Origin of the sequence: Terriglobus sp. 2YAB30_2, from assembly GCF_052114765.1 — a bacterium.
In the GTDB taxonomy this organism is placed as follows: domain Bacteria; phylum Acidobacteriota; class Terriglobia; order Terriglobales; family Acidobacteriaceae; genus Terriglobus.
The window spans coordinates 76,544-94,654 of sequence record NZ_JBFRFJ010000016.1; the positions used below are offsets into that span (position 1 = coordinate 76,544).

The 18,111-nt window shown below is 58.7% G+C and carries 14 protein-coding genes; 8 read left to right on the top strand and 6 right to left on the bottom strand.

Annotated elements, in window-relative coordinates:
• Positions 1-90: 90 nt before the first annotated feature.
• The gene (gene fabG / locus AB4Y89_RS19970; protein WP_442302705.1) at positions 91-837 is read right to left on the bottom strand and encodes a 3-oxoacyl-ACP reductase FabG; all 747 of its coding nucleotides are present in this window, start codon (positions 835-837) and stop codon (positions 91-93) included.
• A gap of 132 nt (positions 838-969) precedes the next feature.
• Between fabG and AB4Y89_RS19975 the strand changes: the two genes are divergently transcribed.
• Positions 970-2,547, top strand: coding sequence for an FAD-dependent thymidylate synthase (locus AB4Y89_RS19975; RefSeq protein WP_442302706.1), 1,578 nt, complete (start codon positions 970-972; stop codon positions 2,545-2,547).
• A gap of 179 nt (positions 2,548-2,726) precedes the next feature.
• Positions 2,727-3,368, top strand: coding sequence for a DedA family protein (locus AB4Y89_RS19980; RefSeq protein WP_442302707.1), 642 nt, complete (start codon positions 2,727-2,729; stop codon positions 3,366-3,368).
• A 179-nt stretch (positions 3,369-3,547) separates the two neighbouring features.
• Here AB4Y89_RS19980 and AB4Y89_RS19985 read toward each other — a convergent pair whose 3' ends face one another.
• On the bottom strand, positions 3,548-4,450 hold the full coding sequence (locus AB4Y89_RS19985; RefSeq protein WP_442302708.1) for an ROK family protein: 903 nt from the start codon (positions 4,448-4,450) through the stop codon (positions 3,548-3,550).
• Positions 4,451-4,556: 106 nt separating this feature from the next.
• On the opposite strand from AB4Y89_RS19985, the gene AB4Y89_RS19990 reads away from it, so the two are divergent.
• The 5 genes from AB4Y89_RS19990 (at position 4,557) to AB4Y89_RS20010 (ending at position 10,806) form a co-directional block, all read left to right on the top strand.
• Positions 4,557-5,897: an inositol-3-phosphate synthase gene (locus tag AB4Y89_RS19990; protein ID WP_442302709.1), complete on the top strand. Its 1,341-nt coding sequence runs from the start codon at positions 4,557-4,559 to the stop codon at positions 5,895-5,897.
• 419 nt (positions 5,898-6,316) lie between these two features.
• Positions 6,317-7,492: a M48 family metalloprotease gene (locus tag AB4Y89_RS19995; RefSeq protein ID WP_442302710.1), complete on the top strand. Its 1,176-nt coding sequence runs from the start codon at positions 6,317-6,319 to the stop codon at positions 7,490-7,492.
• 227 nt (positions 7,493-7,719) lie between these two features.
• A complete protein-coding gene (gene queF, locus AB4Y89_RS20000) occupies positions 7,720-8,121 on the top strand; it encodes a preQ(1) synthase (protein ID WP_147649461.1) in 402 nt (133 codons plus the stop codon).
• A 369-nt stretch (positions 8,122-8,490) separates the two neighbouring features.
• Positions 8,491-9,735 carry a spinster family MFS transporter gene (locus AB4Y89_RS20005; protein WP_442302711.1) on the top strand — a complete coding sequence of 415 codons (1,245 nt, stop codon included), beginning with the start codon at positions 8,491-8,493 and terminating at the stop codon, positions 9,733-9,735.
• Between the two features lie 69 nt (positions 9,736-9,804).
• Positions 9,805-10,806 (top strand): LLM class flavin-dependent oxidoreductase, encoded by a 1,002-nt coding sequence (locus AB4Y89_RS20010; protein ID WP_442302712.1) that lies wholly within the window; start codon positions 9,805-9,807, stop codon positions 10,804-10,806.
• Here the strand turns inward: AB4Y89_RS20010 and AB4Y89_RS20015 are convergent.
• Positions 10,796-11,353: a PPC domain-containing DNA-binding protein gene (locus tag AB4Y89_RS20015; RefSeq protein WP_442302713.1), complete on the bottom strand. Its 558-nt coding sequence runs from the start codon at positions 11,351-11,353 to the stop codon at positions 10,796-10,798. The genes AB4Y89_RS20010 and AB4Y89_RS20015 overlap by 11 nt on opposite strands.
• Positions 11,354-11,497: 144 nt before the next feature.
• Between AB4Y89_RS20015 and AB4Y89_RS20020 the strand changes: the two genes are divergently transcribed.
• A complete protein-coding gene (locus AB4Y89_RS20020) occupies positions 11,498-12,793 on the top strand; it encodes a glycerate kinase type-2 family protein (protein ID WP_442302714.1) in 1,296 nt (431 codons plus the stop codon).
• Between the two features lie 81 nt (positions 12,794-12,874).
• On the opposite strand, the gene AB4Y89_RS20025 is transcribed toward AB4Y89_RS20020, so the two are convergent.
• The 3 genes from AB4Y89_RS20025 to AB4Y89_RS20035 all read right to left on the bottom strand — a co-directional run bounded on the left by AB4Y89_RS20025 (position 12,875) and on the right by AB4Y89_RS20035 (position 18,023).
• Positions 12,875-14,737: an asparagine synthetase B family protein gene (locus AB4Y89_RS20025; RefSeq protein WP_442302715.1), complete on the bottom strand. Its 1,863-nt coding sequence runs from the start codon at positions 14,735-14,737 to the stop codon at positions 12,875-12,877.
• A 650-nt stretch (positions 14,738-15,387) separates the two neighbouring features.
• Entirely contained in the window at positions 15,388-16,617 is a 1,230-nt protein-coding gene (locus AB4Y89_RS20030; protein ID WP_442302716.1) for a NupC/NupG family nucleoside CNT transporter, read from the bottom strand.
• Positions 16,618-16,682: 65 nt separating this feature from the next.
• Positions 16,683-18,023, bottom strand: coding sequence for a thymidine phosphorylase (locus tag AB4Y89_RS20035; protein ID WP_442302717.1), 1,341 nt, complete (start codon positions 18,021-18,023; stop codon positions 16,683-16,685).
• Between the last annotated feature and the right edge of the window lie 88 nt (positions 18,024-18,111).

Sequence of the window (18,111 nt, forward strand, 5' to 3'; positions counted from 1 at the left end):
AACGCTCAAGGGTATATCACTTGCCCGCAATTCAAATCTATGGAGATGTACATGGCCCGTTCCGGGATACCCGGCAACAGGGAAAACGCTCTAGCCCATGTACATGCCGCCATTCACATCAAGCGTGTGTCCAGTAATGTAGCCGGCCTCTTCACTGGCGAGGAAGGCGACTGCGTAGCTAACTTCTTTGTCGGTGCCGGGACGGCCGAGCGGAATCTGTGTGCCGAAGAATGCTTTTTGCTCGTCGGAGAGGAGATGGGTCATGGCCGTCTCGACAAAGCCGGGCGCAACCGCGTTGACGGTGATGTTGCGGCTGGCAAACTCGCGCGCCAGCGCCTTGGTCATGCCGACCAGGCCGGCCTTTGAGGCGGCGTAGTTGACCTGTCCGGCTTGTCCGATCTCACCGACAACTGAGGTGATGTTGATGATCCGGCCCCAGCGGTTCTTCATCATCGGCGAGATCAGCGCCTGAGTTAGAAGAAAGCTTCCGGTCAGGTTGGTGGAGAGCACGGAGTCCCAATCGTCGCGCTTCATACGCAGGACCAGCGTATCGCGGGTAATGCCGGCATTGTTGACCAGGATCTCTACCTTGCCGAATTTGGCGATGATCTCCTTGGCCGCGGCCTTGATGGAATCCTCGGAGGAGATATCGAGAGCGAAGGCCTCGGCGGTACCGCCGGCCTCGCGAATCTCGGCTGCGACGGCCTCAAGCTTGTCGATCTGGCGTGCAGCCAGTGCGACGGTGGCCCCGTGATGGGCAAGTTCAAGTGCGCAGGCGCGTCCAATGCCCTGCGATGCTCCAGTGACGAGTGCGATACGGCCTTGAAGTGTCGGCATCTTTACTGCGGGTACTCCTTTTTGCTGTCAGTGCCGATTATAGGCGGGCTAACGCCGATGTAGACCTCCATCCGCCGCCCCGGAAAATGACCGGCGTATTCCAGATGCCGATTGGCTATGCTTGGAGGTGCCATGAGTGACGTCCGCCAGAACCCCACCGCATTTCCAGAGAACATGAACACGACCGAGGTGTATGCCATTCACGGCGCCGATCCTGAAGTGCTGGCCTATGCCATGGCCAAGTACTCACGCTCCGCGCTTTCGATGAAGGAGTCGTTGAAAGAGATCAGCACCCAGCGCGCCGAGCAGTTCCTCAACACGTTCTACTTTGCCTACGGCCATCGCTCCATCGCTGACCTGGCTCACGTCGCCTTTGCGATTGAACGACTGAGTCTGCTGGCTGCTATTTCGCTAGTGGATGAGCAGCGCTGGGACGGACAGGAGCGCTCGACCCGCTACCAGGACTTTAAAAAGAGCGGCTGGTATACGCCGGCACTCGGCGAAAAGACCGCCGAGTACACCGCTGCCGCGGAAAAGCTGTTCATCGCCTACGACCGCATCGGCAAGCAGATGCTGGAGGCACTGAAGGGAGCTATCCCGCAGCCCGCCGAGATGAAAGACGATGCCTATGTGCGCACACTCAAAGCACGAGCCTTCGATGTCGCGCGTTATCTGCTGCCGCTGGCGACGAATACCTCCCTCGGACAGATCGTGAATGCGCGCACGCTGGAAGGGCAGATTGCACGCCTGCTGGGATCGGAGTTTGCCGAGATTCGGCAGCTTGGCGAAAAGCTTCGTGAAGCCGCCAGCGGACCGGCATGGAACGTTCATGCCGATGAGGCCCGGGTGCTGTGCCAGGAGATCTCATCCGTGGACGGAATGTGCGGTGACCGCGCCCTGTCGGTCCTGGGCCGCGAGGTGAAGGTCTCGCCCACGCTGGTGAAGTACACCCAGCCCTCCGCGTATGAGGCATCGACAAAGCAGGAGCTGCGTGCCGCCGCAGCGGAGCTGATGCAGGGAGCTGCGATTGAGCCGGCTCCGGTGGTCGACCTGGTGGATGACTCCGAGGGACTTGAGGTAGAACTCGCAGCGTCCCTGCTGTATCCGCATTGTCATTACTCCTACCGTCAGATTCGCAATGCAGTCACCGGTCTCTCGAGCGCGCGACGCGATGCCATTGTGTCTCTGGGCGCAAAGCACCGTGGACGGCACGACGAGCTCACGCGTGCATTCTCTTCAGGACATGGCTTCGGTTTCGACATCCTGATGGACATCGGCGGCTTCCGTGACATGCACCGCCATCGCAAGTGCGTCCAGCTCATCCAGGACTTTACGGACGCGCACGGCTACGACATCCCCGAATGCCCAGGCCAGCCAACGCTGGCCGATGCAGGTCTGGAAGAGGAGTACCGGGCAGCCATGGAGGCCAGCTTTGCCGCCTACCGTGCGCTCCGCGACTCTGGTCTGCCGGAGGCAGAACAGTCAGCCCAGTATCTTTTGCCGCTGGGAACGCGAGTCCGCTCGCTCTTCAAGATGGACTTCGCGGAAGCCCTTTATATCAGCGAGTTGCGCTCGGGTGTCGCCGGACATTTCTCCTACCGCAATGTGGCTTGGGAGATGTATCGTGCCGTGGCTGAGCGCCATCCCTCGCTGGCGAGCTACTTCCGCACGGTAGACATCGACGAACCCATCGATCTGTTGAAACGTTAGGGTGGGTGAGGAATACCCCGTAAATTCAACAAAACGAAATCTTTACAGGGACAAGCATCAACGGGGAGCGCTTCGCGCTCCCCGTTTCACTGGCAACCAGCAACTAGCAACCAGCAACTGTCTTTGACACAGCCGCGACCAGCCTCCCGGTATACTGCAAAGGCAAGCCTCCTCACCAAATGACTGAAAAAATTATCAATTTTCTCTTGCCGTACATTACCGGCCTGATCGCCGCGCTGCACTATCCCGGCATTGCTCTTCTTATGGGCATTGAGTCGGCCTGCATTCCGCTTCCCAGCGAAATCATCATGCCGTTTGCCGGCTACGTGGTCTACCAGGGCAAGATGAGCCTCTTCTGGGCGGCCACCATGGGTGCGCTCGGCTGCAATCTCGGCTCGGTGGTGGCCTATTGGCTGGGAGCCTACGGCGGACGTCCGCTGGTGGAGAAGTTCGGGCGTTATGTACTGATGAGCAAGCACGACCTCGATCGTGTCGACCATTACTTCAAGAAGTACGGAGACATCACGGTGCTGATCGGCCGTCTGCTTCCCGTGGTGCGCACCTTTATCGCTCTGCCCGCCGGCATCGCAAGGATGCCGCAGCTCCGCTTCCACATCTATACCTTCATCGGTTCGTGGCCCTGGTGCTTTGCGCTGGCATGGGTGGGCATGAAGGCCGGCGAAAGCTGGAACGACCCTAACTCCACGCTGAAGAAGGTGTTGCACAAGGCGGATGCAGCGATCCTGCTGGTGCTCGTCGCCGGCATCGTCTGGTTCATCTGGACACACCTGAAGAATTCACGTAGCGAAGCAAGCGCCTAAAAACAGTTGCAAGTTAAAAGTTGAAAGTTAAAGAGGGACCTTGTGGTGAGGCAGGCGGTTTGCTTCTCCTGCAGGGTCCTTCCCTTTGGCGTATAGAAAAAGAGGGGTCCGTGGTGAGACCAGAACTTCAACGCACCACGGAATCCCTCTTTAACTTTTCACCTTCAACTTTTAACTCTTCAAAGGGGCCAGAGCCACGCTGCTCCGCGCACACCGGAGGAGTCGCCGTGCTTGGCATGGACCACGGGTGTGTCGACGCCGCCGCCGAAACTGTACTTTTCGATCAGCGCTGGAAGGTTCTCGTAGAGGCGTTTTGCCTTCGAAAGCCCCCCGCCCATGACGATCACGTCGGGGTCGAGGATGTGGATAACGTTGGATAAACCCCTGGCCAAACGGTCCTCCAAACGAGAAAAAGCAGCCATGGCATCAGGGTCGCCACTCTCTGCCATCACCCCCACCTCGGCGCCGGTTTTTGCGACACCGGTAACGCGGGTAAAGTCGTTGCCCAGACCGGTCCCGGAGACCCAGGTCTCCATGCAGCCGTTCTTGCCGCAGTAGCAGGGGGGACCGGGAACCTCGTCGGCCGTGGGCCAGGGCAGACCGTTGTGTCCCCATTCTCCGGCGATGGCATTGCGTCCTTCGTGAACGCGGCCGTGCAGGGCGATGCCTCCACCGCAGCCGGTTCCGATGATGACGGCGAAGACGGTGGCGATGCCCGCGGCGGCGCCGTCGGTCGCCTCGGAGACGGCAAGGCAGTTCGCATCATTGGCGCAGCGGACCTCGCGGCTGAGTGCCGAACTCAGATCGCGCTCAAACGGTTTGCCGATCAGCCAGGTTGAATTCGCGTTCTTGACCAGCCCTGTGCTGCGAACGATGGTGCCCGGCATACCGACACCGACTGTGGCGGAAATACCAAGTTCAGACTCTATTCCGGTGACTAAGTCACGGATAGCTTCGACCGTTGCGGAGTACTCTCGCGGGGTTGAAATGCGTAACCGTTTACGTTCCTGGCCGTGCTCATCCAACACCAGGGCCTCTATCTTCGTTCCACCCAGATCAATGCCAATACGCGCGTTCTGCATGGTTAAAGCATAAGTTGTCGCACATGAAATTGGTGAGATACTTTAGCTTCCGTACAACGGAAAACAACGGAAAGTAACAAACATAGAGGGAAGGTTGTGACGCAGTATGTCTAATCACAACGCAGCCAACGAAGCTGCGGCGCAGATTCAGCCCGCCAAGGGAAAGCTTGGCGTCATGATTCCAGGCATGGGCGCAGTTGCGACGACGCTCATCGCAGGTGTTGAAGCAGTTCGCAAAGGTTTTGCAAAACCAATCGGGTCACTGGCCGAGATGGGAACCATCCGGCTCGGCAAGCGTACCGAGGGAAATTCACCGTTGATTAAGGACTTCGTTCCACTGGCTGACCTGAATGACCTCGTCTTCACCGGTTGGGACATCTTCGGTGGCAATCTATATGACGCCGCAAAAACGGCTCAGGTTCTCGATCGCGATCAATTGGATCAAATTAAGCCGTTCCTCGAAGGCATTGAGCCAATGCCGGCGGTCTTTGATAAGCACTACGTCAAGCGTCTCGATGGCAAGAAGGTGAAGACCGGCCGCAGCAAGTGCGATCTGGCCAATCAGATCCGCAACGACATCGCCGAATTCAAGACCAAGACCGATCGCCAGGTGATGATCTGGTGCGGCTCCACCGAGATCTTCCTGGAGCCGAAAGAGGTCCACTCCACGCTGGAAAAATTCGAAAAGGGCCTGGTTAACGACGACCCTGATATCGCTCCATCGATGATCTATGCCTGGGCCTGCCTGAAAGAAGGCATTCCCTTCATCAACGGCGCGCCCAACCTCACGGTGGATATTCCCGCGCTGCAGGACCTCTCGAAGCAGGCGGGCGTGCCGACTGCGGGCAAGGACTTCAAGACCGGCCAGACCTTCATGAAGACCGTGCTTGCGCCGGCCTTCAAGACCCGCATGCTCGGTCTTTCGGGATGGTACTCGACCAATATTCTTGGCAATCGTGACGGTGAAGTTCTCGACGATCCGGATAACTTCAAGACCAAGGAAGAGACCAAGCTCGGGGTGCTGGATTACATCCTGCAGCCGGATCTCCATCCTGATCTGTACAAGGATATCTATCACAAGGTCCGCATCAACTATTACCCACCGCGCGGCGATAACAAAGAGGGCTGGGATAACATCGATATCTTCGGATGGCTCGGATATCCGATGCAGATCAAGGTGGACTTCCTTTGCCGCGACTCCATCCTGGCCGCGCCGCTGGCGCTGGATCTGGTGCTCTTCATGGACCTTGCCAATCGCACACCGGCGCTGAAGAAGCTGGGCATGCAGGAGTGGCTGAGCTTCTACTTCAAGGCACCGACGGTGCCTGCTGGGTTATATCCGGAGCACGATCTGTTTATTCAGTCCATGAAGCTGAAGAATACTCTCCGCCACATTATGGGTGAGAGTCTTATTACTCACCTTGGTCTGGATTATTACGGAGATTAATAAGTCATTGAATAATGGAATAAATGAATGATTGAAGGATAAGTAAGCCTCCGTTCGCGGAGGCTTACTCATTTGTTCCCCCATGCACTGGGTGCCCCATCCATCGCAACGCGATGGGTGGGATGTTCGGGGTCCCCGGTGAACTATTCGAGCTCCGCTCGAATCCATCCAATGTCCTGAAAGAGCTATTCTTCGAACGGCAGAAGCGGTTCGAGCTTCGCTCGAATCTCCCACCCATCGCGTTGCGATGGATGGGGCACCCAGTGTGTGGGCTGACGCGCTGATACGCCCCACCGGAGGACCGGTTTGGGCTACCGGAAGCTCCGGAACCGCTCCGGGGTGGCCATCTGTTACCCTGCAGGCGCATACTACGTCTAAGAATGTGTCGGGGTGTGTCCCCCGGCGGATGAGGTGTCGCAATGCGTCGGTTACAGACAGCCATACTCGCGCTGGCGATGGCCGGATTGGCCGTCCCGGGTGCGGTCTACGCACAGTCGCAGCCCAGCGATAAGGACAGCAGCAAGTCTCCCCAGTCACCGACCGGCTCCCCCGTGCCGACCGACGCCAGCAAATCCACGCCTGAAGAGATCCAGAAGGCGAAGGAAGAGGCTGCGAAGAAGGCCGATTCGATCCCGCAGCCGGGCGAAAAGCTGAACAAGAATATTAAGAAGGGCAGCGACGACGACGTCGAGGCTGCCGGCACCCGCGATATCGGCGGCCGCGGTATGGGCAACTGGTACTCCACTGACTGGGAGATCCGGAACGGCAAGGGCTACGCCATGGAGATCGAGCGCAGCGCCCGCCTGATCAGCGACCCGGTCATCAATGAGTACGTCAACCGCATCGGCCAGAACATCGTAAAGAACTCTGACTCGAAGGTTCCGTTCACCATCAAGGTGCTGGATACCGACGAGGTCAACGCCATGGCTCTGCCCGGCGGCTTCTTCTACGTGAACAGCGGCCTGATCCTTGCCTGCGACGAGGAGGCCGAACTGGCCGGCGTCATGGCTCATGAGATCGCCCACGTAGCGGCTCACCATGCAGCCCGCGAGATGACCCGCATGAACTACATGCAGATCGGCCAGGTGCCGCTGATCATCTTCACCTCGGGAACCTGGACCGGGTACGGTATCTACCAGGCCAGCCAGCTCGCTCTGCCGCTGACCTTCCTGTCGTTCTCCCGTAACTTTGAGGCGCAGGCCGATTGGCTTGGACTGCAGTACATGTACCGCTCCGGCTACGATCCGCAGGCGTTCATCCAATTCTTTGAAAAGATTGACGCCCTGCAGAAGCACAAGCCGGGCATGATCTCCAAGGCCTTCAGCTCGCATCCGCAGACGCCGGACCGTATCGAGCGCAGCGAGGACGAGATCGCCACCATTCTGCCCTCAAAGCCGGACTACGTGGTCACGACCTCGGAGTTCGATGACGTGAAGGCCCGCCTGGCACGGCTCGAGAACAAGCGCAAGCTGAACGACACCAAGGACGGCAACAAGCCCACCCTGCGTCGCACCGCCGGCGGCAACAACGATCCGGACTCAAACGGCAACGGGAAATCGGATGACGATCGTCCAACCCTTGGCCGCCGCGAGTAGACGCAACACCTCTCTCCGCAAAGATGCCGCCCGGAGTCCCGGGCGGCATCTTCGTTTAATCAGCTGTCACAAATATTTCGATAACCCGCCGAATTCTTCTCGGCGTTCCCCCGTAGGGCTCGCCTTCCACGCGGGTTCTTCACTATTCAACCATTCAACAATTCAACAAGACCCGCCACCGCGACCGAGACTCCCACGGCCCATCAAGCAGGCACTAAAATAAAAAAATGGCAAAGAAGCAACCGCGTTACACCGATGAGCACGCTGCCGCCGGGCTCGACACCAAGTTTCCTGAGATTGAAACCTGGGCGAACCAGTTTCCGGCTTACGAGATCCTGATCGACGATCCGGAGTTCACCTCCGTCTGCCCCAAGACCGGCCTGCCGGACTTTGGCGTGCTGCAGATTCGCTACATGCCGAAGAAGCGCTGCCTGGAACTGAAGAGCCTGAAGGAGTATCTGTTCACCTATCGCAACCTTGGTATCTTCCAGGAGAACATCTGCAATCAGGTGCTGGAAGACGTGGTGAAGGCGACCGATCCGGTATGGGCCGAGGTGAAGGGCGACTTCCGCCCGCGTGGCGGCATCTCGACGATTGTTACCGCCCGCTGGCCGCGGCCGAAGAAGTAAATAACAGACAAAGGCGCTCTTCGCGCCTTTTGTTTTTTTGGGGTTGTTATGCTCGTCCGCAAGGTGTAAACGCGTGAACTTTGTCATCTTGTGTGCTGCCTTTATCTTGGCGTCTGGATCCGCAGTCGCTTCCATGGTTTGTGTTCTCAACATGGAAGCTGAGCTCAAGATACGGCTTTCGGACTCGCTCCTACGGAAGCGCTCCGCGTACAAAACTGTTCGTCAATACCGTCGGACTTTTCCCGGCGGGAAACAATTGCTGCGTCTCTTTGTGTGTGTTGCCGGATTGTTTGCAGGGTGGTGTATCGTCGCTCTTGAGCTTTTTGTCTTTTTACCGAAGAACACCTTACCGTCGAGATAACAGGACGAATGACGACCTCCACCAAGCTGACGACCTCCACGAAGCGTGTGGCCGGGGCTACGACCGCCCTTATCCTGCTCACCGCTCTCAACTTCGTCAACTACATTGACCGCTACATCCTGCCCGGTGTGCAGGAGATGGTGAAGGGCGAGTTCCACGCCTCGGACGCGGAGATCGGTTCGCTGACGACCTGGTTCATGCTGGCCTATATCTGCGCCGCACCCATCACCGGTTGGCTGGGCGATCGCTTTTCGCGCAAGCCGCTGGTGGTCTTCGGCGCGATCTTCTGGAGCAGCATGAATCTGCTCTCGGCCACGGTCCATACCTTCGGTGCGCTCAATCTGCGGCATGCGGCCCTGGGACTGGGCGAGGCGAGCTTCGGCATCTTCGCACCCGCTATTCTCTCCGACTTCTTTCCGGCGGAGGAACGCAACCGGGTGATGACCATCTTCAATCTGGCTATTCCCGTCGGAGCCGCGCTCGGTTATCTGATCGGCGGCATGGTCGGCAGCCATTACGGTTGGCGTGCTCCTTTCTATGTCTCTGCGGTTCCGGGCATCCTCTTTGCGTTGATGATCCTCTTCCTGATGCGTGAACCGGAGCGTGGCGCCAGCGAAGCAGAGAAAACAAAGATCGGCAAGGCCGACCTGCTGGCACTCGTGACCAACCGCGCCTATCTCAGCTCCATTTTGGGGTATGCGTTCATCACCTTCTGCATGGGCGGCCTCTCCTGGTGGATGCCGTCGTTCCTGCATCGGGTGAACGGCTACTCCCTGGGACAGGCCGGATTCACCATCGGAGCCATCACCGCTGTCACCGGCATTGTGGGCACAGCTACGGGTGGCTGGATCGCGGGCCGGTTACTGAAACGCAATTCCAGTGCGTTGTACCTGGTCTCGGCGTTCGGCTGTCTCTCCTCCATTCCGTTTGCGTTGCTGACTTTTTTCGGCCCCTCATGGATCACGTTGCCTGCGCTCGCGGGGGCAGAGATCTGCCTGTTTCTCGGTACCGGCCCAATCAATGCTGCTACGGTCAATGCGGTGACCGCCGCGAACCGGGCCTCGGCGCTGGCCGGACAGCTTTTGCTCATCCATCTGCTCGGCGATATGCCTTCGCCACTGCTGATCGGTCTGGTAAGCGACCACTCTAACCTGCGGCTGGGTATGGGCATTACGACCCTCGCGCTTGTCGTTGCGGGAGTGATCCTTCTTGCGGGTGGCCGGTTCGTCAAACGGCATCCCGCAGCCGTATAACGAAGTTTCATAGCCGCATAACTTCGACATCGCTCGAAGCGTTTACGGAAGTGACGTCATCCAATCACCATGAGCGAACTTCGCCTGAGCGTTCTGGACCTGGTGGGGCTGCGGCCCGGAGAAGATGCTTCGGAGGGCATTGCCCGTTCCGTAACCCTGGCGCAGCACGTTGAGAAGCTTGGCTATCAGCGCTTCCTGCTGGCTGAGCATCACTCCATCGCGGGCATCGCCAGTTCTGCGACGGCTGTGCTCATTGGACATATAGCGGGTGCGACGAAGTCGATCCGTGTTGGTTCGGCCGGCATCATGCTGCCCAACCACGCTCCGCTGGTGGTGGCAGAGCAGTTTGGCACACTGGAAGCGCTGTATCCCGGGCGTATCGATCTTGGCCTGGGACGTGCTCCTGGGGGTGACTTCCACACCATGCGGGCCTTGCGCCGCGATCTGAAGCAGACTGGCGATGACTTCCCGGCGCTTCTGGAAGAGTTGCGGACATATCTTGGCGATCCCCGGCCGGACCAGGTCGTACACGCATTTCCGGGTGAGGGAAGCCGGGTCCCCGTTCTCCTGCTGGGCTCCAGCGCCTTCGGCGCGCAGCTGGCGGGCATGCTAGGCCTGCCGTATGCCTTTGCGGCGCACTTCGCGCCCGAATATCTCTACGCCGCAGCTCGGCTTTACCGCGAGATGTTCCGTCCGGGTGTATTGCAAGAGCCGTACATGATGGTCGGCGTACAGGTGATCGCCGCGCCGACGGACGCCGAGGCCAAGCGTCTGTTCACCACCCCACAACAGCGCTTCCTGCGGCTGATCCGCAACCAGCCAGTGGAGCTGCTGCCGCCGGTGGATTCCATGGACGGCTTGTGGGCCGACTATGAACAGGCCGCAGTGGAGAGCAAGCTGGGCGCTGCGATTGTCGGCAGTCCGGAAACGGTGCGCGGCGGCATCGAGAAGCTTGCTCGCGATACCGGCGCCAAAGAGATCATTGCCGTGACTGACACCTACAGCTTCGACGACCGTTTGCGCAGCTATGAATTGCTGGCAGAAGCCGTTCGTCCCGTTTCTACTGTGTAGGATCGATCAGCTTCATGCCTGAGGGATCGTCCGGCCGCTTCTTCAATGGAGTGTTGTTCACGGTCACGAAGAATTCAAGTGTTGGATTAACGTTCAACTCCCACACGTGACCGCCGACCGTGGAGCCGTCGCGTTTGCTCAGGACAGCGTGCATGTGCACGACCGGCTTCTCCTGAAAGGTCGCGATATCTCCTGTCAGCGAGGCGACCTCGACCTGCTCCTGCACCGGGATAGCGACGTAGATCTTGCGGGAGAGGTCAAGCCAGCCGAGAGTGGCGCTGCTGATGGCTCCGATGGCGGTAAAGTGCGCATCGTTGGCGTGGTACTTCGTTGCGAAGTCCACCATGCCGCTCAGTGCTTCATCACCTTTCAGGAAGATCACGGCGTAGACCTTCTCTTCCGGTGTTTCTTTCACCAGCTTGACCTGCATATGAGGAGCTTTGCCCGGCGGAATAGGACGTGTGGGCAGGATGGTCTGTTCCTGTGCGTGGGCTTGCGGGAAAGCGAGACAGAGGGAGAGTGCCAGAGAGATCACAAACGGTCGCATGCCGAAAGAGTATCGTGGATTCATTAAGAGCATTTTCCCTGTTTTGGGGTATCCCGGAAAGCATGCGGCGGCGGTTTCATTGCGGAAAAACGCCCATAGGATGCGGAAGCCCTACACTACACCTATAGGGAAAATTCTCTAACAGTGGCGACGCTCAAGGAACAGGCAAAACAGATCTACCTGCGGACTCTCGAAGCAGCCAGGCTCGACAAGCATCTTGCCGAGCAGGTGCGATGGGCCGACGGTACCCTTCAGGTCGGAGAACATAGTTTTCCGCTTGAGCAATATCGGCGCGCCATCATCATTGCACTCGGCAAGGCAGCAGTTCCAATGGCCGTATACAGCGCGGATCTGCTGCGAGGGTACCTGCCATTCACGGGACTGGTGCTGGCTCCGGAAAACTCGGGAGCTCCGGCGGAGCTTACGTTCCTGCGCGGCTCTCATCCCTTTCCGGATGAGAGCTCGCGCCGTGCCGCCGAGCTCGCGCTCGAGCTAGCGCGCGAAGCAGACGGTGAGACGCTGGTGTTGTGGCTCATCAGCGGAGGAGCCTCCGCGATGATGGAGATGCCGTTGATTCCTGAGGTCTCCATGGATGAGATGGCGGCGTTCCATCGTATGCTTGTGCACTCGGGCCTGAACATCGCCGAGATGAATGCACTGCGCAAACACGTATCCGCAGTCAAAGGAGGGCGATTGGCTGTTGCCGCAGCAAATGCTGCGACGCAGGTGACCCTGCTGGTGAGCGATGTACCGGAGGGGCGCCCGGATGTGATCGCCTCCGGGCCTACCATTCCGGATGGGAGTACGATCACCTACTGCCGGGTGTTGCTGTCTCGCTTGACGGAACCGTTGCCTGCGGCGATCGCTGAACTGTTCGCGAGTCTCGAGCTGCCGGAGACGCCAAAGCAGAATGATCCTGCTTTTGCCAGGGCCTTCTATCTCGTAGTGCTTTCGTCGTCCACTCTCTGCAGGGAGGCCGCTGCCATCGCTCGAGATTTCGGATTCGAGGCTGTAGTCGACAACGGATGCGATGAATGGCCTTATGACAAGGCAGCAGTCTATCTGCTCTACAAGCTTGCCCGCCTGCGCCAACCGGGCAAGCGGATAGCATTGATCTCCGCGGGAGAGGTCTCTGTACCGGTTACCGGCCCAGCCGGCAACGGCGGACGCAATCAGCACTTCGCGCTCTACGCTGCGCAACTCATCGACGGCATGGCAAATACTGCCGTGTTGAGTGCCGGCAGTGACGGTCTGGACGGCAACAGTCCGGCTGCGGGAGCAGTGGTTGATTCCGATACCTGGGAACATGCAGCAGATCCTGCAGGAGCGCTGGAACGATTCGACTCAGGAGCGGTCCTTGCTGCCATGGGAGACGCCATTGTTACGGGACCGACTGGCAATAACCTGCGCGATCTTCGGGTGCTTCTGGCGGAAGACTAACGTGGCGTCTCAGAAGTTCCTGCCATAAATGTTGTCATCCTGAACATAGTGAAGGACCTGCTTTCTGACGTTTCGGGATATCTAACTCACTTCGTTTGAAGTGATCGTCGAAAAGAGCGATCCATCCTCCATCCTCCGGAGAAAGCGGCCCATCGAAAGAGCTCTTGGCAGGGCGAGCGCATAATCGCCGGACAAACTGGGATGAAACTCAGAAGGCCACCGTTCCACCAAGCGTTGAATCCGAGGCAGGTCGATGGCACGACGGACCAGGTCGATCTGCTGCATCTGCGCAAGCTCCATCCGGATCGCGGGCAGCTCTGCCGTAAGCAGCGAAAGAAAGTCGGCGGCCTGTAGCCCGCGACGGCGTTCGTTGCGGACCATGTCAGGAAGACGATCCTTCATCGTGGTGCGGATCAGGGAGCGCCGGTCTCCATCCAGACAGCAGATCTCTTCCGGGATAGAGAGTGTGAACTCGATGAGATCCCGATCGAGAGGAGGGACGACATCATCAATCGATGCAACCGTCCGTCCGAGCATGTGGACCTGTTCCAGGTCCAGTCCTCGAAGAACGACAGCGCGTTCTGATCGTCCGTTAACGCTGGGTTGTAGACGTTCGGCGAGATATCCAGACCTCCGTAGAAAACTGAGAGATGCCCCCATGCTAATCGCGCGTGATGCCGGCTTTCTCTTGAAGAACGACAGCGCGTAATGGTGCATTTTAGGGAAGAAAGGCTGCATGAGATTCGCGAGGATGTGCTTCCAGCTTTCGCCGTTGCGATGCAATCCTAAGATCACGCGGCTCAAGGTGGGTATGCGTCCCGCCGCGAGCAGGCCGGGAAGAGCACGCTGACCGTGATAACTCAGGGTAAAGTTTCCGCCGATTCCATTGAGCAGAGTGACCGCGCCGCGCTTGGCGGCTGCCTGCAGAATTGCCAGCAACCACACGGCATTTGGAGGATTAAGGAAAGGCCGTTCCGTGGCATCGGTGCATCGATCGAGGGCCTGGAAGAGACTGTTCGCATGATTCGAGATCAGGATGTGCTCGATATTCGAGTGTCGCTGAGCTACGGCACGGGCAAAAGGAGCCTCATCGGTAAAGCGGCCTCGGAAAAGGGTATCGTCGAGGGGCGTAGCTGGAACCGCGGTGAAGGCGAGGAGAGAGCGGTCACAAGGGGCCAGAAACCGTGCCGCGGTGTCGGTGAGGGTGGAGCTATCCAATCCCCCGCTCAAGTGCGTTGCCAGTAGACCATGATTGGGAATGCGCCGCCGGACTGCCTGTTCCACGTGATGCAGCATCCCTTCGACATACTCCCGCGGATCGCGAAGACGGAGAACGGCCGTTTTCAGGGGATTCCAGAAAGAATGGACTGTATGCCGGCCATTCTGCCAGATAAGCGTGTGTCCCGGGGCAACTGTCTGAATTCCATCGAAGAAGGTATGTGTGGAGGTGTGAAAATGCCCTCCAAGCCACTCCGCGACTCGCTCTTCATCGGGCTTAGCGGGTTTGCCGGTGAGTTGCAGCAGATGCCTGACGAGCGATGCGAACGCGATACCTTTTGGGGTTAAGCTGAAATGAAGCGGGCGAGTTCCGGCGACATCGCGAGCGAGCAGAAGTTTGCGTGGTGGGCCATCCCAGACCGCGAAAGCGAAGTCCCCTATGAGGTGACCCGGCAGCTCCTCTCCCCAGCGATGCCAAGCGTGTTTCAGTAACTCCGAGAGCGATGTTCCGAAAGGCAGATCGAGCATCGAGGCCAGCTCTCTCTGGTTGTCGATACGTCCATCGAGCAGAAGAAATAGTTCTGGCGTGGAAATACAGACACTGTCGGGCGCGGCAAGGAGAAGGAGGCCTGGACGCGAGTACCGTGTTCCCTCCGGGAAATCTGCCGGAATACGATGAGGCGATGTTGGGGATACCGCTTCACGACAGATTCCTGCGATCAACATGCTCAAACTAAGTCAACATTATGTCAGGTTAGGAGTAAAAATCGTTATCTACGCCGCCGGCGGCAGATGATGTTTCGGAACCTTCGGTATCGAGAATCATTAACGTTGATTCGTACCAGCTTCAAGACGCGGTAGCACAACGACTTCGGCTCGAAGAAGAAACGGAGACAGCCGACGGCAAAGGCTATTGTCTATGCGAACCGACGCTAAATGTAATGAGGCGCCGGAGAAGACGACGCCCCATTTCAGATTGCTGCTACGGTAAAAATTCAAATTTTACCAGTGTGAGTTAGGAAAGGCTGGAGCCGTCGGAGCCGGGGAAAGTGCCCGTTTCGGCATCTGCGGCTTCCAGAACCGTGAGAGATGGCTGGTGCCACTTGGGGGTGGTTTCAGGGGCCTTGGACAGTTCAGGGGTGGCGGTAACTTCCTGCATTAACAAACCTCATACGTAAAAATTGTGGTGATTTCGAAGCTAAGGTAACATGGCAAATTCAACGTAACAAAGGGCTACAGGTTACGATGATAACCAATGTTTCGCTCAATTCCCATTTTGGGAACAATTGAGCGAGCTCTGGTTACGCTTTGCAGCCCCACCAATATCATCGGCGGGTCTTGCAGTTTCGAGAGACGGTTTTCCTCGATTGGAAGGATCAGCTGATCAACATGCTGACGATCGAAGCTGAGACCAGGTTGGCCATCGTTCCGGCCAGCATGGCGCGCAGGCCCAGCCGGGCTAGATCGTTGCGGCGACTGGGGGCCAGGGCTCCGATACCCCCGATCTGCATGCCGATGGAGCCAAGGTTGGCGAATCCGCACAGCGCAAAGGTGGCAATGGAGAGCGACCGAGTAGAGATGCCGTGCGCGTTTGCCAGGTCTCCGAGGTCTTTGTAGGCGATGAACTCATTCAGAATGGCGCGGGTTCCAAGCAGATTCCCTACCGTGCGGGCCTCATGCCAGGGAATGCCGATCAGCCAGGCCACCGGCGCGCAGAGAAATCCGAGTACCGAGTTCAGCGAAGGCGGAAAGGGAATATGTTTCGCAATGCCCCCCATGATGCCGTTTGCCAGCCCTACCAGGGCCAGAAAGCTGATCAGCATGATGGCCACATTGAAGGCGAGCTGTCCGCCATCGATGGTGCCGCGGGCGATAGCGCCGATCAGGTTCTCTTTGGAGTGTTCCCCATCCTGCGGAGGCATGTGAACCGTACCGGCGGTAGCGGGAACTTCCGTCTCCGGCACCAGCATCTTCGAGAGCAGGATAGTGCCGGGCGCCGTCATGATGACCGCCGAGAGCAGGTCCTTCGCGTGAATGCCGAAGGAGATATACGCAGCCATAATGCCGCCAGAGACGTGCGCCATGCCCGAGGTCATGATGGTCATCAGCTCTGACCGTGTCGCCCCATTCAGAAACGGGCGAATGGTTAGCGGCGCTTCGGTCTGGCCCATGAAGATGCTGGCGGCAACGTTCGTGCTCTCCGCGCCGGAGGTTCCCATCGTCCGCTGCATCACCCATGCCATGCCACGGATGATCCACTGCATGATTCCCAGGTGATAGAGCACGGCAAAGAAGGCGGAGACGAAGATGATGGTTGGCAGCACAGCGAAGGCAAAGATGCTGAGCGGACTCTTCGGATCGCCCAGCGGGCCAAAGACCATCGAGGATCCATCGACCGAGTGCCCCAGGAAGCTGGTGATGAAGTAAGAGCACTTGGCCAGGATCTGTTGTCCAACCGTCCACTTGATGACCAGGAAGGCGAAGAGCAGTTGCAGCCCCAGGCCCCAGCCGACGGTGCGCCAGCGAATCGCTTTGCGGTTGGTGGACAGAACGTACGCGACGCCAAGCAGCGTCACCAGGCCAAGCAATCCGGTAAATCGACCCAAATCATGACTCCAAGCGATGGACGGTGTACACGGAGTGTAACGGCCTCCGCGCCGCTACACCAGTGCTACTTCACATCGGCTGCGGTAATGGGTTTCAGAATGAGCGGTCGCACCTGTGGTTTGTGATCGCTGATCTCCATGGTCTCGAGCAGCATCTCCGCTGGCCCGTCGATCTTCGATGAACTGGCCGCGAAGATCGTTACCAACGGATCGCCTTCCTTCAGAGAGTCGCCAAGCTTGGCATGCATCGTCAGGCCGGCGTCGGCGCTGACCGGGTCGCCCGGCCGTTCGCGTCCGGCGCCCAGCCGCTGGATCGCCCAGCCAACCTGGGTGCAGTCCATCGAGGCCAGATAGCCGCTGCGCTTAGCTTTCAATGTCCGGGTTGCGGCGGGCTTGTGGAAGGCTGCCGGGTCGTCGAAGACGCGGACGTCGCCGCCATGGGCTTCAACCATCAGCAGCCAGTGCTCCCACGCCTTGCCGTTCTCCAGCAGTTCCTTGCTGAGGCGTTCGCCCCCTTCCGCAGACCCTGCCTTACCGCCGAGGAAGAGCATCTGTCCAGCCAGGGCAATCGTCAGCTCGATGAGGTCCTCGCTGAAGGGATGGCGGATGCCCTTCAGGATGTCGACGCACTCCCACACCTCGACCCAGTTGCCACTGAAGCGTCCGAGTGGCTGATCGACGGTGGTCAGTAGAGCTCCAGTCCTCGTGCCGGCAAGCTCGCCGGTTGAGACCAGAAGGCTCGCCAGAAACTCCGCGTCTTCTACTTTCTTCATGAAGGCGCCGGAGCCGGTCTTTACGTCCAGCACCAACGCATTGAGGCCGGCAGCGAGCTTCTTGCTCATGATGCTGGCGCAGATAAGAAAGGGCGACTCCACCGTGCCGGTGTGGTCGCGCATAGCGTAGAGGATGCGGTCGGCGGGGACCAGGCGCTCGGTCTGCCCGATGATGGAGCAGCCGGCCTTGCGGATAACCTCGCCGAACTGTTCCATGGTGAGCTGCGTGTTGTAGCCGGGAATGGTCTCCAGCTTGTCCAGGGTCCCGCCGGAGTGGCCCAGCGAACGGCCCGAGATCATCGGAACACACAGGCCCGCGGCGGCCGCAATTGGGGCCAGCAACAGCGAGGTCTTGTCTCCGATGCCGCCGGTGGAGTGCTTGTCGACATTGGTTCCGCGCGAGATGGCGGCATCGAAGACCTCGCCGGAAAAGCGCATGGCGCTGGTCAGGTAGGCAAGCTCGGTGCGCGTAAGACCGCGCTGGAAGACGGCCATCAAGAAGGCGGCCAGCCGCGCGTCGGTGACGTCACCGGAGACGACGTCGGCTATAAAGTTTTCGATCTGCTCGCCGCTCAATTCCTTGCCGTCGCGCTTGGCAAGAATGATGTCAATTGGATGAAGATGTTCAGACATGGTGCTGCAGGTCCTTCGCGTGCATCAGGACAGCATACCGGCTCATAGGCGGCTAGAGCATTTTTTCCTGTTACTGGGTATCCCGGGA

Excerpts from the sequence above, each read along its gene's own strand:
- AB4Y89_RS19995 (WP_442302710.1), top strand. The coding sequence starts at position 6,317 with ATGCGTCGGTTACAGACAGCCATACTCGCGCTGGCGATGGCCGGATTG.
- AB4Y89_RS20025 (WP_442302715.1), bottom strand. The coding sequence starts at position 14,737 with ATGTTGATCGCAGGAATCTGTCGTGAAGCGGTATCCCCAACATCGCCT.
- AB4Y89_RS20035 (WP_442302717.1), bottom strand. The coding sequence starts at position 18,023 with ATGTCTGAACATCTTCATCCAATTGACATCATTCTTGCCAAGCGCGAC.
- AB4Y89_RS19975 (WP_442302706.1), top strand. The coding sequence starts at position 970 with ATGAGTGACGTCCGCCAGAACCCCACCGCATTTCCAGAGAACATGAAC.
- AB4Y89_RS20005 (WP_442302711.1), top strand. The coding sequence starts at position 8,491 with ATGACGACCTCCACCAAGCTGACGACCTCCACGAAGCGTGTGGCCGGG.
- AB4Y89_RS19980 (WP_442302707.1), top strand. The coding sequence starts at position 2,727 with ATGACTGAAAAAATTATCAATTTTCTCTTGCCGTACATTACCGGCCTG.
- AB4Y89_RS19990 (WP_442302709.1), top strand. The coding sequence starts at position 4,557 with ATGTCTAATCACAACGCAGCCAACGAAGCTGCGGCGCAGATTCAGCCC.
- AB4Y89_RS20015 (WP_442302713.1), bottom strand. The coding sequence starts at position 11,353 with ATGCGACCGTTTGTGATCTCTCTGGCACTCTCCCTCTGTCTCGCTTTC.
- AB4Y89_RS20010 (WP_442302712.1), top strand. The coding sequence starts at position 9,805 with ATGAGCGAACTTCGCCTGAGCGTTCTGGACCTGGTGGGGCTGCGGCCC.
- fabG (WP_442302705.1), bottom strand. The coding sequence starts at position 837 with ATGCCGACACTTCAAGGCCGTATCGCACTCGTCACTGGAGCATCGCAG.
- queF (WP_147649461.1), top strand. The coding sequence starts at position 7,720 with ATGGCAAAGAAGCAACCGCGTTACACCGATGAGCACGCTGCCGCCGGG.
- AB4Y89_RS19985 (WP_442302708.1), bottom strand. The coding sequence starts at position 4,450 with ATGCAGAACGCGCGTATTGGCATTGATCTGGGTGGAACGAAGATAGAG.